This window comes from Demequina sp. NBRC 110057, from assembly GCF_002090175.1.
Classification (GTDB): domain Bacteria; phylum Actinomycetota; class Actinomycetes; order Actinomycetales; family Demequinaceae; genus Demequina.
This window is the reverse complement of record NZ_BBRN01000004.1, coordinates 206,302-219,652: the sequence shown is the minus strand read 5'-3', so window position 1 is coordinate 219,652 and position 13,351 is coordinate 206,302. Positions and strand designations below refer to the sequence as shown.

Sequence of the window (13,351 nt, the reverse complement as noted above, 5' to 3'; positions counted from 1 at the left end):
CCGTTCGCCGGGACAGATCGCGTCCCCGGTGCGACTCTTGAACGATGGCGCGGGAAACGGCCCCCGTGGCCGGAGGAGCGCACGATGCGGCAGGGCTGGTGGACCCGCGCGACGCGGGCCGTCTCGGTGGCGGCGACCGCCGCGATCGTGGCGGCTCTCGCCGTGGCGGGACCCGCATCGGCCACCCCCAGCGCGGAACCGACGCCGGAGTCGTCGACAAGCCAGTCCGCCGGCACCGCGAGCCCGACGCCGGAGACGTCCGCCACGGCGACGCCCCAGCCCACCGGCACGTCGACGCCCCAACCCACCGGCACGGCGACGCCCCAGCCGAGCGCGACGGCCGAGCCCTCCCCTCGCCCCAGCGGCACCGCAGAGCCGGACCCCAGCGCCACCCCGGAGCCGTCCGCGAGCGCCGGCCCCGACGCCGGCACCACGGCCGACGAGGACACCGACACCCCCACCGAGCCGTCCCCCACCGCCTCCGCCTACGCCTCGCCAGGGCTGTGGTCGGCGACCACGCCGCGCACCACGTTCGGCGACGTGTCCGCGGTCAAGGGAGACCCCCATTTCACCCCGTACGCGGAGGCCATCGGATGGCTCGCGACGCTTGGCGCGGGATTGGGCTGGGGCCTTGCCGAGGACGACGACGCCTTCCGTGCGGACGATGACGCGACCCGCACGGACCTCGCGGCCTTCCTTTACCGGGCGGCGGGGATGCCGTATCAGGTGCCGCCGGCCGAGCCTCCCTACGCGGACCTGGAGGACGACGCTCCCGCGCTGATCGAGATCGCCTGGCTCGCGGCGAACGACGTGGACCTCGCCGGCGGCGGCGACGAGTTCGCGCCGGACGCCGCGACCACGCGGGGCGAGGTGGCTCTCGCGCTCCACCGCGTCGCGGGCGAGCGCCGCATCGTCTTCGTCCCCGGGCTGTCCTTCGAGCCCCTCAAGGTGCCGACGGAGTTCGAGACCTCGACCCAGTGGCTCGAGAGCCTCGGCGTGGCCGACCCCGATGGCGACGCCGTCGACGCCGCCGCCGGCGACACCCTCACCCGCGGCGAGCTCGCGCAGCTTCTGTTCGAGGTGGTGAGCGAGGGAATTCCGCTCACGGACTCCCCCACGCTCGCCGAACGCATCGGGTACACAGGCGAGGACGTGCCGACGCTCGTGGGCACCCGCAACGGGCTCCTTCCCGACACCGCCCTGTGCGTCCTGCCGTGGGACGAGGACCATCGCCTGTCGTGTCACGCCGCAGCTGACCTCGACCTGCTCGACGCCGCGTTCCACGACCGCTTCGGCTCCCACATCACGATCACCGACTCGTACCGCGACCTGACGGGCCAGGTGGTGGCGCGCGCCACCAAGGGACGCATGGCGGCGCGACCGGGCACGTCTCAGCACGGCTGGGGCGCGGCGATCGACCTCAACGCGTCGGGCTTACCCGGCGGGTACGGCGGCGAGGCCTACGCGTGGCTCATCGAGAACGCGCCACGGTTCGACTGGGCGCTTCCCGAGTGGGCGTCCCCGGGGGGCGCGAAGCCCGAGCCCTGGCACCTGGAGCACCAGGGCTGAGCCCCGCGCCGGGCCTCACGCGATCTGGGTAACCTTCACCGTGACGTCGAGCTTCTCGGTGGAACCGGCGACGACCCCCGACAGCGGCGGCACGTCGCGATACTCGCGGGCGCGACCCACGATGACGTGGTGGTCGCCCACCTCGCGGTCATTGGTGGGATCGAAGCCGGTCCACTCCCCGGTCCACCACTCGACCCAGGCGTGGCTCTCTCCAGCGACGGTCTCGCCGATCTCGGCATCGCGCTTGGGGTGCAGGTAGCCCGAGACGTACCGCGCGGGGATGCCCACCGACCGCAGCGCCCCGAGAGCCAGCTGCGCGAAGTCCTGGCAGACTCCCGACCGCGCCTCCCACGCCTCCGTCGCCGCCGTGTGCACCGTCGTGGCGCCCGGCACGTAGTTCAGTTCGCTGTGCAGGTACTCGCAGATGGCGCGCGCCGTGGCCTCGGGACCGTTGCGGTGCGACGCGTCGAGCGCGAACTGCGCGAGGTCCTCCGGCGGGGCCGTTGTCGCGGAGTTCTCGAGGTACTCGCACAACAGGTCCTGAAACCGGGGCCCCTGGAGCGCCTCCCAGCCGGCCTTCTCGCCGCGCGGCTGCAGGCTCGACACCTCGACCACGGAGCGACTGTCCACGGTGAGGGACCGATGCGGCTGCAGCACCTCGAACGTCGTGACGTCGCACTCCCAGTAGTCGCGGTACGACGAGCGCGACGACACCGGGGAGATGTCGACGGTGGAGTCGAGAACGCGCTGGCGTGGCAGCCACGCGGGCGTCACGCGCGCCTCGTTGTACGACGAGCCGACGTCCGCCGCATACCGGAAGTGCGTGCGGTGCTCGATGCGCAGCGTGGTCACAGTGCCTCCTGGTTCCACACGACGGTGGCGTCGGGAAGGAAGTAGCGGTCACGGATGATGTCCGATGCCGTGGCGCAGGCCTTCTGCACTGCCTGCATCTGGAACGGCAGGTCGTCGAGGATCTCCCTCACCGCCGAGTATTCGAGGTTGGTGCGCGCCCGCCCGAGCGCCAGTTGGGCACGCCCGGCGAGCGTCCGCGAGCGCGACGAGCCCTCGATGTCCGCCAGGATCGACTCGGCCATGTCGAGGTTGTACGCGATGGAGCGCGGGAACAGCCGGTCCACCAGCAGGAACTCGGCGGCGCGTTCCTCGGTCACGAGCGCGCGCACGGTGCGCAGGTAGGCCTCGTGGGCCGAGCAGGTGCGCAGCAGCGTGGTCCAGTCGGGTCCCGCGGTGCCGTCGAGCGACCGCGTCATGAGCAGGCGCGCGATCATGTCCGCCCGCTCCAGGGAGCGGCCCAGCTCGAGGAAGTGCCATGCGTCGTCGCGGGACGTGGTCGCGGAGGCGAGGCCCCGCACCACCGCGGTGCGTTCGCGCACCCACACGAAGTACTCGTGCGGACGCGCCGCCTGCGACCAGCGCGACAGCTCCATCCTGGTGGTGTTGAGCGACTCCCACACCTCGGTCGAGATGACCTCGCGTGCCCGGCGCGCGTTCTCGCGTGCCGCCATCAGCGAGCCGGCGATCGACGATGTCGCCTCGCGGTCGAATGCGAGCCGATGCAGCACGTCGGTGCGCGACACCGGCCCGTCGGCCTCGGCACTCATCACGGTGAGGATGGAGGCGTTGGCGCTGGGCTCGTCGACCCACGGGTCCTCGAGCAGCACGTTGAGGTGCACGTCGAGGAGCCGCGCGGTGTTGTCCGCGCGCTCCACGTAGCGCCCGATCCAGAACAGGGACTCGGCGATGCGGCTCAGCATGACGCTCCCCCGTCCTCGCGCTGCTGCTGTTGTTGCTGCTGCTGTTGCTGCTGGCCCGCGACGACGTCCTCGGGGTGGGCGGTCTGAGGCACCGCGTGCATGCCGCCGAACTCGACCTTCGCCTCGGGCGCCTGGCGGGGCGTGCGGTCTCGCACCCCTCCCAGCACCCAGGTGTCCTTGGATCCCCCGCCCTGCGACGAGTTCACGATGAGCTGGCCGCGCTCGAGTGCCACGCGCGTGAGGCCGCCGGGCAGCACCCAGACGTCGTCCCCGTCGTTAATCGCGAACGGGCGCAGGTCCACGTGGCGCGGCTCGAGCCCATCCTCCGTCAGCGTCGGCACCGTGGACAGTTGCACCACGGGCTGCGCGATCCAGCCGCGCGGGTCGGCGCTGATCTGATCCTTCGCCGCCGCGAGCTCGGCCGCCGACGCCTTGGGTCCGATCAGCACCCCCTTGCCTCCCGCGCCATCGACGGGCTTCACGACCAGCTCGTGGAGCCTGTCGAGGACCTCCTCGCGCGCGGCCGGCTCCTCGAGTCGCCATGTGTCGACGTTGGGGAGGATCGGCTCCTCCTCGAGGTAGTAGCGCGTGAGCTCGGGCATGTACGTGTAGATGAGTTTGTCGTCGGCCACGCCGTTGCCGATCGCGTTGGCGATCGTGACGTTTCCCTGACGAGCGGCGTTGACCAGACCGGGCGCCCCCAGCGCCGAGTCGGGGCGGAACTGCACCGGGTCGAGGTAGTCGTCGTCGACGCGCCGGTAGATCACGTCCACGCGCCGCCTTCCCGCCGTGGTGCGCATGTACACGCGCCCGTTGACGGTCTCCAGGTCGCGGCCCTCGACCAGCTCCACGCCCATGGTGCGGGCCAGCAGGGAGTGCTCGTAGTAGGCCGAGTTGTAGACGCCCGGCGTGAGCACCACGATGGTCGGATCGTCGACCCCCTCGGGCGCGGACTTGGCGAGGGCGGAGCGCAGCCGCCGCGAGTACTCCAGGACCGGGCGGATGCCCATCGCGCCGAACATCTCCGGGAACATCTGGCTCATCGCGCGCCGGTTAGACAGCACGTAGCTCACTCCCGAGGGAACGCGCACGTTGTCCTCGAGCACACGCCAGATGCCGTGCTGGTCGCGCACCAGGTCGATGCCTCCCACGTGCACGCGCACGCCGTTCGCAGGCTCCACCCCGGCGACCTGCCGGTAGTAGTACTGGCTGGAGGCAATGAGCCGGCGCGGCACCAGGCCGTCCGTCACGCACCGCTGCGAGCCGTAGACGTCCGCCAGGAACGCCTCGAGGGTGCGCACGCGCTGCGCGACGCCCGGCGAGATGATGTCCCACTCGTCCGAGCCCACGACGCGCGGAACGATGTCCAGCGGGAACGGCCGCTCCTCACCGGCATGATCGAACGTGACTCCCTGGGCCAGGTAGGTCGACGCGAGCGCCTCCGCCCTGGAGTACAGGTCGTCGCCACTCATCCTGTCGATCTCGGCATAGACGTGCCGGTAGTGCTCGCGCACCGTGCCGTGCAGATCCATCGCCTCGTCCCACGCCGCGGCGGGGGTATACCCGCTCCAGGGGGTAGCAGCTTCGCTCATGACCCCCACGCTAACCAGGAATCATGTCTCTCGCGTGGCAGCAATGTGTCGTGTCGATTGCGCGCGGCCGATGCTGTGGCCGGCCGCTCTTCCTGCCGACGACACCGCTCAGTACAGTGGCGCCATGGGATACCCGCGCGGACTGCTTGCCCCCGACGAGGCCGTGGTCGTCGACCGTCATCCGCACTGGAAGGCGCTCTTCTGGCCCATCGCGGTCTCGCTGCTCGCGATCGCGGGAGTGATCCTCGTGTGGTGGTGGCTGGCGTCCACCCACTGGAGCGACACCGCGGAGAACTGGATCGCGATCATCCTCGGCGTCCTCGGCGTGGTGCTCGTCGCATGGCTGGCAGTCGCACCCTGGATCCGGTGGCGCACCACGCACTTCGTCATCACGGATCGCCGCGTGATCTTCCGCACCGGCGTGTTCACCAAGACGGGAATCGACATCCCCCTGCAGCGCATCAACACCGTGCAGTTCCGCCACGGCCTGGTGGACCGCCTGTTCCGCACGGGAACGCTCATCATCGAGTCGGCATCCGACGACCCGCTGGAGTTCGACGACATCCCCGACGTCGAAAAGGTCCACGCCCTGCTCTACGACGAGGTGTTCGACGCCCTCGACGGGGACGACAACCCGACCACCGACACCACCACCGGCTGACGTCCTCACGGCCGCGTGCGGCGCGTCGTGAGGCGCCCGCCACACGGGCGTCGCGGGGACCGCGTACCGTGACAGACTCACCAGCCCGGGAGGACCCATGCCGAGCGACCTGTCCGGCGTCACCGCCGCCGTGATCACCGTGTCCGACCGACGCGCGAGCGGCACCGCCGCCGACTCGTCCGGCCCGACCATCGCGGCCGCGTTGACCGAGGCCGGCGCGAGCGTGGCCGTGAGCATCGTCCCCGATGGCGTCGAGAGCGTCCGCGACGCCATCGTTGCCGCCCGAGCCTCCGGCGCGCGCGTGATCCTCACCACAGGCGGCACTGGCGTCGCACCGCGCGACCTCACCCCCGAGGCCACCGCGCCCCTTCTCGAGCGGGACCTGCCCGGCATCCCCGAACTGCTGCGCCGCGAGGGCGCCCATGCCACCCCGATGGCGGCAGTGAGCCGAGGCCTCGCCGGCATCACGGCGGCCCCCCAGCGTGCGGTGATCGTCAACCTTCCCGGCTCGCAGGGGGCGGCCAGGGACGGCGTCGCCGCCCTCCTGCCGCTGCTGGGCCACCTCGTCGCCCAGGTGGACGGGGCGGACCATTGATCGCCCGCATCACCGAGGAGCCGCTCGACCTTATGGAGCACGTCGCCGCCGTGAGTACCAGCGCGGACGGCGCCGTCGCGACCTTCGTGGGCCTTGTCCGCGACCACGACCCCTCGGTGGACGGTGAGGTGGTGGTCCTCGAGTACTCGGCCCACCCTGACGCCGGCGAGGTCCTCGCCGGGATCGCCGCCTCCCTCACCGCCGCGGGCGGAGTGCGAGCGGCGCTCAGCCACCGCATCGGCCGCCTGGGCGTGGGAGAGGCCGCGATCGTCGCGGCGGTGTCCTCCGCTCACCGCGCCGAGGCGTTCGAGGCCTGCCGGGACCTCGTGGAGCGCGTCAAGGCGGAGGCGCCCATCTGGAAGCGAGAGATCCTCGCCGACGGCTCGCACACCTGGGTGGGAATCTCGTGACGCACGCGGGGCTGACCGACAGGTTCGGGCGCGTGCACAGGGACCTGCGCATCTCGCTGACGGACCGATGCTCGCTGCGGTGCACCTACTGCATGCCGGCCGACGGCGTGCCGTGGCTGCAGCGCGACACGATGCTCAGCACCGACGAGATCGTTCGCATCGCGCGCGTCGCGGTCGAGATGGGGATCGAGGAGATCCGCCTCACGGGCGGCGAGCCCCTGCTGCGCGCGGACGTGGTCGACGTCGTGGACCGCCTTGCCCACCTCACCGGCCCCGGCGGCAGTCCCGAGATCTCCCTCACCACCAACGCCCTGCGCCTTCCGCAGCTCGCCTCGCGCCTCGTCGACGCCGGCCTCACACGCGTCAACGTGTCGCTCGACACCCTGCGCCGCGACCGCTTCCTTGAGCTCACCCGCCGCGACAAGCTTGTCGAGACCCTCGCGGGCATCGCGGCGGCCGACGCGGCCGGGCTCAGCCCCATCAAGATCAACGCCGTCGCCATGCGCGGCGTCAACGACGACGAGGTCGCGGACCTCACGCGCTTCTGCGTGGACCACGGCTACCAGATGCGGTTCATCGAACAGATGCCGCTCGACGGCGGCCACACCTGGGACCGCAAGGAGATGGTCACGGGCGAGGAGATCCTCGCGTCCCTGCGCGCCGAGTGGACCCTCGTCGAGCGCGGCGACCGCGGCGCCGCCCCGGCCCAGGTGTGGGACATCGCCGGCACCGCCGCCTCGGTGGGCGTCATCGCGTCTGTGACGGCGCCGTTCTGCGGGACGTGCGACCGAGTGCGCCTCACCGCGGACGGCCAGCTCCGCGCATGCCTGTTCTCCCGCGAGGAGTCAGACCTGCGGGGGCTGCTGCGCGGCGGCGGCACCGACGCGGACCTCGCGGACGCGATCGCCGCGAACCTGCGGCTCAAGAGGCCCGGCCACGACATCGACGACCCCGGCTTCCTGCAGCCCGACCGGCCCATGAGCGCCATCGGCGGCTGAGGCATTTCTGGCTTGTTTCGCCCGCAGATGCGGCACTAACGTCTGATTCATGCCGCATCTGCGAATCACCGAGGCCGCCTCGCTGCTGGGCGTGTCCGACGACACCGTGCGCCGCTGGATCGACGCCGAGGCCGTCGCCACCGTCAAGGACGGCGCCGGCCGGGTGCTGATCGACGGCGCCGACGTGGCGCGCCACGCCGCCGAGCGTGCCCGCGCCACCACGGACGGATCGGGGATGGCGCGCAGCGCCCGCAACCAGCTGGTCGGCATCGTCACGCGCGTCGTGAAGGACGCGGTCATGGCTCAGGTCGAGCTGCATTGCGGCCCGCACCGCATCGTCTCCCTCATGAGTACCGAGGCGGTGGACGACCTCGGCCTCGAACCCGGGGTCGTCGCCACCGCAGTGGTGAAGTCCACGACGGTGATCGTCGAGCGCCCGCAGGCGTCCGCGTGACGGCGCGACTCGCAGCCCTCACGGCCGGGGCCGCGGCCGCCGCACTCCTCGCGGGCTGCACCGCGGGGGCCGACGCGGGGGCATCGGCCAGCGCCACTGACACCCGGGAGATCACCGTGCATGCGGCCGCCTCGCTGACCGCCGCCATGACGGACATCGCGGCCGGTTTCGAGGCGGAGCATCCCGGCGTGACAGTGCGCCTCAACGTCGGCGGCTCCTCCGGCCTTGCCACCCAGATCATCGAGGGCGCGCCCGGCGACGTCTTCGCCTCGGCCGACCAGGCCCAGATGACCGTCGTCACCGACGAGGAGCTCGCCGAGCCGCCCGTCACCTTCGCCACCAACACGCTCACCATCGCCGTGCCCGCCGGCAATCCGGCCGGCATCACGGGTCTCGACGACCTGGACGACCAGGCCCTCGACGTCGTCGTGTGCGCCGCACCCGTGCCCTGCGGCGCCGTGGCCGCGGGCGTCGAGGAGGCAGCGGGAGTCACCCTGTCCCCCGTGAGCGAGGAGCAGTCCGTCACGGACGTGCTCGCGAAGGTCACCTCCGGTCAGGCCGATGCGGGCCTCGTGTACACGACCGACGTCGCCGGCTCGGGGGGCGAGGCGGAGGCGGTCCCGCTGGGCGGCGGCGAGGATGTGGCCGCCGCCGCGGGCACGAGCTACCCCATCGCTCGCCTCGCTCAGGCTGCCGAGCCCGAGCTCGCCGACCAGTTCATCGCGGCGGTGCTGTCCGACGAGGGCGAGGCCACGCTGGCCTCCTACGGGTTCGGTCCCGCGTGACGTTCGGCGCCCCGCGCTGGCTTCTCGTCCCTGCCGCGATCGGCGCGGGTCTCATCCTGCTGCCGCTCGCGGGGCTCGTCTCGCGGGTGCCGTGGGCGGAGCTGCCGACGCTCATCACCTCCGACAGTGCCCTCGCCGCGCTGGCGCTGTCGGCGCGCACCGTGACCGCCTCGACGCTCCTGGTGCTCGTGCTGGGGGTGCCGCTCGCCGTGCTGCTCGCGCGCGTGGACTTCCGCGGCAGGACGCTGGTGCGCACGCTCGTGCTCGCGCCGCTCGTGCTGCCGCCCGTGGTCGGCGGCCTCGGCCTGCTCTACGCCTTCGGCAAGCGCGGACTGCTGGGGGGTACGTTCGAGGCCCTCGGCGTCGACATCGCCTTCTCCACCACGGCAGTGGTCCTCGCCCAGGCCTTCGTGGCACTGCCGTTCCTGGTGCTGAGCCTCGAGGCGGCGCTGCGCGCGGACGGCACGCGGCACGAAGAGGTCGCCGCGACGCTCGGCGCGGGCCCATGGTTCACGCTCACTCACGTGACGCTGCGCCGGGTGTGGCCCGCGCTCGTGTCGGGGCTGGTGGTCGCCGCCGCCCGCGCCCTAGGCGAGTTTGGCGCGACCCTCACGTTCGCCGGGTCGCTCGAGGGCGTCACCCGTACGGTGCCGCTGGAGATCTACCTCCAGCGCGAGATCGACGCCGATGCCGCGGTGGCGCTCGCCCTGGTCCTCGTCCTGGTGTCGCTCGCGGTGGTGGCGCTGGCCTATGGCGGCTCGGCGCGTGCCGCGCGCCGCGTCACGGAGCGCGCCGCGTGAGGCTCGAGGTCGCCGCCCGGGTGCCCGAGCGCGGCGTCGACGCGCGCCTCGGCGTCGAGCCCGGCAGCACCGTCGCCCTGCTGGGGCCGAATGGGTCGGGGAAGTCGACACTGCTTGCCGTCGCCGCAGGGCTGTTGCGGGCGCCCGATGCCACCGTCACCCTTGGCGAGGAGCGCGCCACCGTGTGCCAGGACGGCCGCACGTGGCTGCCCCCGCATCGGAGGCCCCTCACCCTGCTCACGCAGGACCCCGCGCTCTTCGCGGGAATGAGCGTGCTGGACAACGTCGCGTTCGGCCCACGCGCCCGCGGGCTGTCGCGCCGCGCCGCGCGGGAACAGGCCCGCGGTTGGCTCGAGCGCGTCGGGGCATCGAGCCTCGCCGACAAGCCCGCCCACGCCCTGTCCGGCGGCCAGGCTCAGCGGGTAGCCCTCGCCCGGGCGCTCGCCACGCAGCCCCAGGTGCTCCTGCTCGACGAGCCTCTGTCGGCGCTCGACGTGGAGGCGGCGGGCGCGATGCGTACCCTGCTCGTGGACGTCCTGCGCAACGTCACCGCGGTGATCGCGACGCACGACCTGCTGGACGCCGCGATGCTCGCCGACGACGTGATGGTGATGCACGAGGGCACGCTCGCCGAGAGCGGCCCGCGGGCCCAGGTGCTTACGCGCCCCCGCCACGACTTCACCGCGAGGCTCGCGGGTCGCGGCCTGCTGCGTCACGCCGACGGCACCCTCAGCGCGCCCCGCCCGGGCCAGGTCCGGCTCGCTTCCGGCGACGAGGGGCTCGCGGGCACCGTCGCGCGGGTCGAGGCCCACGGCGAGTCCGTGCGGCTGTGGATCGACGTCGAGCAGGGCACGCTGGCGTGCGACGTCGACCCGGTCACGGTCGACCCCAGGCTCCTCGGCCGCGGCGCGGCGGTGCGGTGCACGGTGGCCGCGGGAACGGATCGCTACGCCGCGTAGGGCGCCTATCCCCCGGCGAACGGCGGCAGCACGTCGACGAGAGAGCCGTCACCCACGGGGGCGTGGTCGTCAGCGCGCACGCGGTCGACGATGATCGAGCACTGGCGCAGGACGCGCGCGAGGTCGTCACCGAAGCGGTCGGTCAGCCGCGTGCGCAGCTCGCCCACGGTGGCGGCGCCCGTCACGACGGCCTCGTCGACCCCGGCCGCCTCGGCTGCCGCGGCGAAGAGCCGCACCGTCGCCATCAGCCGGGCATCTCCTCGGTCCACTCCTCGGTGAGGCGCGCGGCGGTGGCGACGGCGAGGTCGAAGGCCTCCATGGCGGCGCCCTCGTCGAAACCGTCCTCACGGTTGGCCGCCTGGCCCACCGCGTAGCCAATGAGGAACGTGGTGAGGGGCGCGCTGGGACGCGCGACGGCGTGGGCGGCGTCCCGCGCAGAGTCGAGCAGCCGGTCGATGTCGACCACCGCGGTGTCGATGCCGAGTTCGCCGGCGAGAGCCTCGACCCACAGGTCAAGCTGGGTGTTGGTCATGACAGTTCCTTCCGCAGTCGTTCCACATCCTCCCAGGTGTCGGCATCCGTCGCTGCGCGAACCACCGGCACCGCCGTCATCGACAGGCCCGCGGTGAGGCGACGCATCGACACGTCCACCATCGAGTCGAGCCCCGCGAGGGCGGCCGCGAGCGCGGCGCGCCGGTAGACCGCGAGCAGCGGCTGGACGCGCCCGTCCGTGTCGACGGCCCACGTCCCGTCCCCGGAGGCGGAGGCGAGCAGGGACGGCACTGCCTCGGCGGCGTACGGCATGTCGCAGGCGAGCACCAGGACACGCTCGGCCGGCGGCGACGGCAGTGCCTCGAGTCCCGCGGCGATCGCGGCGACGGGTCCCGCAAACGGCGGGTCCTCCCGCACGCTCAGCATGTCCTCCGGCGCCACGCCGGGCGGGCCGACGACCACGAGGGCCCGCGCATCGGCGGCGGCGTCGATGGCCCGCGCGAGGAGCGTGTCGCCGCCCAGCACGAGCGCCCCCTTGTCGGCTCCCCCGAGCCGCGACGCGCGCCCTCCCGCCAGGACGATGGCGTCGACCGCGGGGGCTGCGGGGGTCACGACCGGTTCCAGTCCCCCGACTTGCCGCCCCGCTTGGACAGCAGGCGTACGTCGCGGATGGAGGTGGACTTGTCGAGGCCCTTGACCATGTCGACCACGTTGAGGGCGGCCACGGACGCGGCCGTGAGTGCCTCCATCTCCACGCCGGTGCGGTCCGCGGTGCGGCAGGTCGCCGTCACGCGCACGCCGTCGTCCTCGACAGCGACGTCGACCGTCACGCCGTGGACGCCGATGACGTGGGCGAGCGGCAGCAGCTCGGGGGTCCGCTTCGCCGCCGCGATCCCCGCGACGCGCGCCACGGCGAGCACGTCGCCCTTGGGCACCGATCCGTCCCGCAGCGCGGCCACGACGGGCGCCGCGCAGGCGACGAACGCCTCGGCGGTCGCCGCGCGCACCGTCGGCTGCTTGTCCGTGACGTCGACCATGCGGGCGTGTCCCCGCGCGTCCAGGTGGGTGAAGTCGGTCACGACAGGATCTCCAGGTGGCTGAGCATGAAGCTGACGGTATCGCCGGGCAGCACCTCGTCCACCTCGGCCGGGACGACGGCGAGCACGCGTCCCTTGGCCAGCGACGCCACGAGGTGCGAGCGCGAGCCTCCCGCCGTGGCCGGGCGCAGCGCGCCGTTGGGGTCGAACACCGCGGGGACGAACTGCGCCCGCCCCGGCGGGGACGCCCAGCCGACGGCCGCTGGCGCCGTCGGGATCGACGGCTCGGGGGCGCCCAGCATCGCGCGCATCATGGCGCCCACCACCACGGAGAACGTCACGGCCACCGACACGGGGTTTCCCGGCAGGCACGCGACGGGGATGCCGCGGTAGGTGCCGAGGCCCTGAGGCTTGCCCGGCTGCATGGCGACGGCGTGGAAGCCCACGCCACGGTCCGCGAGCGCGGCCTTGACCGGGTCGTACGCCCCCACGGAGGCACCGCCGGCGGTGACGATGAGGTCGACCTCGACGCCCTCGAGGGACGCCAGCACCGCCTCGGGGGTGTCTCCCGCGCGCGGAAGGATCACGGGGATGCCTCCCACGCCCTTCACCATGGCCGCCAGCAGCGTGGTGTTGGAGTCCACGATCTGGCCCGGGCCCGGCGTGGTGCCGGGATCCACCAACTCGTCGCCAGTGGTGAGCACAGCGATGCGGGGGCGCGCACGCACCGCGATCTCGGCCGCGCCGGCGGACGCTGCGGCCGAGAGCTGCCAGGAGCCCAGCGCGACGCCGGCCGCGACCACCACGTCGCCCACCCGCACGTCCTCGCCGCGGCGCCTGATGTGGGCGCCCACGACGGCGTCCTCGCGGATCTCGACGGTCACGACGCCGCCGTCCGTGGCCTCGACGGGCACCACAGCATCGGCCCCCGCGGGCAGCGGCGCGCCCGTCATGATGCGCGCCGCGGAGCCCGGCGCGAGCGCCGCGGGAAGGCCGCTACCTGCGGGGATGTCGGCCGCGACCGGCAGGACGGCGCCCGCCACAGCATCGGCCACCCGTACGGCGTAGCCGTCCATTGCCGAGTTATCGAACGCCGGCCCGTCGAGCGTCGCGATGACGTCCTCGGCGAGCACCCTGTCCATGCCGTCCAGCAGCGGCACCCGCTCGGCGGGAAGGGGGCTGACGAGCGAGACGGCCTCGGCGAGGTGCTCGGACAGGGGGCGCATG

17 protein-coding genes are annotated in these 13,351 nt (G+C 73.0%); 9 read left to right on the top strand and 8 right to left on the bottom strand.

Annotated elements, in window-relative coordinates:
• Positions 1-84: 84 nt before the first annotated feature.
• Positions 85-1,569 (top strand): D-alanyl-D-alanine carboxypeptidase family protein, encoded by a 1,485-nt coding sequence (locus B7K26_RS05890; protein WP_143340521.1) that lies wholly within the window; start codon positions 85-87, stop codon positions 1,567-1,569.
• A 15-nt stretch (positions 1,570-1,584) separates the two neighbouring features.
• On the opposite strand, the gene B7K26_RS05885 is transcribed toward B7K26_RS05890, so the two are convergent.
• Genes B7K26_RS05885 through B7K26_RS05875 form a run of 3 tightly spaced genes read right to left on the bottom strand, consistent with a single transcriptional unit; the run spans position 1,585 to position 4,873 of the window.
• Positions 1,585-2,421: a transglutaminase family protein gene (locus B7K26_RS05885; protein ID WP_084077934.1), complete on the bottom strand. Its 837-nt coding sequence runs from the start codon at positions 2,419-2,421 to the stop codon at positions 1,585-1,587.
• Positions 2,418-3,341, bottom strand: coding sequence for an alpha-E domain-containing protein (locus tag B7K26_RS05880; RefSeq protein ID WP_084077932.1), 924 nt, complete (start codon positions 3,339-3,341; stop codon positions 2,418-2,420). Before B7K26_RS05880 ends, B7K26_RS05885 begins: the two co-directional genes overlap by 4 nt.
• Positions 3,335-4,873: a circularly permuted type 2 ATP-grasp protein gene (locus B7K26_RS05875; protein WP_234998761.1), complete on the bottom strand. Its 1,539-nt coding sequence runs from the start codon at positions 4,871-4,873 to the stop codon at positions 3,335-3,337. The genes B7K26_RS05880 and B7K26_RS05875 overlap by 7 nt, the downstream gene beginning before the upstream one ends.
• Before the next feature lie 184 nt (positions 4,874-5,057).
• Here B7K26_RS05875 and B7K26_RS05870 point away from each other — a divergent pair, with 184 nt between their 5' ends.
• From B7K26_RS05870 to B7K26_RS05835, 8 genes are all read left to right on the top strand, one after another.
• Positions 5,058-5,594, top strand: coding sequence for a PH domain-containing protein (locus tag B7K26_RS05870; RefSeq protein ID WP_084078582.1), 537 nt, complete (start codon positions 5,058-5,060; stop codon positions 5,592-5,594).
• 97 nt (positions 5,595-5,691) lie between these two features.
• A complete protein-coding gene (locus B7K26_RS05865) occupies positions 5,692-6,189 on the top strand; it encodes a molybdenum cofactor biosynthesis protein B (RefSeq protein WP_084077929.1) in 498 nt (165 codons plus the stop codon).
• Positions 6,186-6,599 carry a molybdenum cofactor biosynthesis protein MoaE gene (locus tag B7K26_RS05860; RefSeq protein WP_084077927.1) on the top strand — a complete coding sequence of 138 codons (414 nt, stop codon included), beginning with the start codon at positions 6,186-6,188 and terminating at the stop codon, positions 6,597-6,599. The genes B7K26_RS05865 and B7K26_RS05860 overlap by 4 nt, the downstream gene beginning before the upstream one ends.
• Positions 6,581-7,597 (top strand): GTP 3',8-cyclase MoaA, encoded by a 1,017-nt coding sequence (gene moaA, locus B7K26_RS05855; RefSeq protein WP_234998759.1) that lies wholly within the window; start codon positions 6,581-6,583, stop codon positions 7,595-7,597. Before B7K26_RS05860 ends, moaA begins: the two co-directional genes overlap by 19 nt.
• A 49-nt stretch (positions 7,598-7,646) precedes the next feature.
• Positions 7,647-8,051, top strand: coding sequence for a molybdopterin-binding protein (locus B7K26_RS05850; protein WP_084077923.1), 405 nt, complete (start codon positions 7,647-7,649; stop codon positions 8,049-8,051).
• On the top strand, positions 8,048-8,836 hold the full coding sequence (modA, locus tag B7K26_RS05845) for a molybdate ABC transporter substrate-binding protein (protein ID WP_084077921.1): 789 nt from the start codon (positions 8,048-8,050) through the stop codon (positions 8,834-8,836). The genes B7K26_RS05850 and modA overlap by 4 nt, the downstream gene beginning before the upstream one ends.
• The gene (locus tag B7K26_RS05840; RefSeq protein ID WP_084077919.1) at positions 8,833-9,636 is read left to right on the top strand and encodes an ABC transporter permease; all 804 of its coding nucleotides are present in this window, start codon (positions 8,833-8,835) and stop codon (positions 9,634-9,636) included. Before modA ends, B7K26_RS05840 begins: the two co-directional genes overlap by 4 nt.
• Positions 9,633-10,595 carry an ABC transporter ATP-binding protein gene (locus tag B7K26_RS05835; protein ID WP_084077918.1) on the top strand — a complete coding sequence of 321 codons (963 nt, stop codon included), beginning with the start codon at positions 9,633-9,635 and terminating at the stop codon, positions 10,593-10,595. The genes B7K26_RS05840 and B7K26_RS05835 overlap by 4 nt, the downstream gene beginning before the upstream one ends.
• 5 nt (positions 10,596-10,600) lie before the next feature.
• Here the strand turns inward: B7K26_RS05835 and B7K26_RS05830 are convergent, their stop codons facing one another.
• The 5 genes from B7K26_RS05830 to glp are packed head-to-tail and all read right to left on the bottom strand — an operon-like array spanning position 10,601 to position 13,350.
• Positions 10,601-10,840, bottom strand: a complete 240-nt coding sequence (locus B7K26_RS05830) for a MoaD/ThiS family protein (protein WP_084077917.1) — start codon at positions 10,838-10,840, stop codon at positions 10,601-10,603.
• Positions 10,840-11,127 carry a DUF6457 domain-containing protein gene (locus B7K26_RS05825; protein ID WP_084077915.1) on the bottom strand — a complete coding sequence of 96 codons (288 nt, stop codon included), beginning with the start codon at positions 11,125-11,127 and terminating at the stop codon, positions 10,840-10,842. The genes B7K26_RS05830 and B7K26_RS05825 overlap by 1 nt, the downstream gene beginning before the upstream one ends.
• On the bottom strand, positions 11,124-11,699 hold the full coding sequence (locus B7K26_RS05820) for a molybdenum cofactor guanylyltransferase (protein ID WP_143340518.1): 576 nt from the start codon (positions 11,697-11,699) through the stop codon (positions 11,124-11,126). Before B7K26_RS05820 ends, B7K26_RS05825 begins: the two co-directional genes overlap by 4 nt.
• Positions 11,696-12,124 (bottom strand): cyclic pyranopterin monophosphate synthase MoaC, encoded by a 429-nt coding sequence (gene moaC, locus B7K26_RS05815; protein WP_234998758.1) that lies wholly within the window; start codon positions 12,122-12,124, stop codon positions 11,696-11,698. The genes B7K26_RS05820 and moaC overlap by 4 nt, the downstream gene beginning before the upstream one ends.
• A gap of 38 nt (positions 12,125-12,162) precedes the next feature.
• A complete protein-coding gene (gene glp, locus B7K26_RS05810) occupies positions 12,163-13,350 on the bottom strand; it encodes a gephyrin-like molybdotransferase Glp (RefSeq protein ID WP_084077909.1) in 1,188 nt (395 codons plus the stop codon).
• Position 13,351 lies beyond the last annotated feature (1 nt).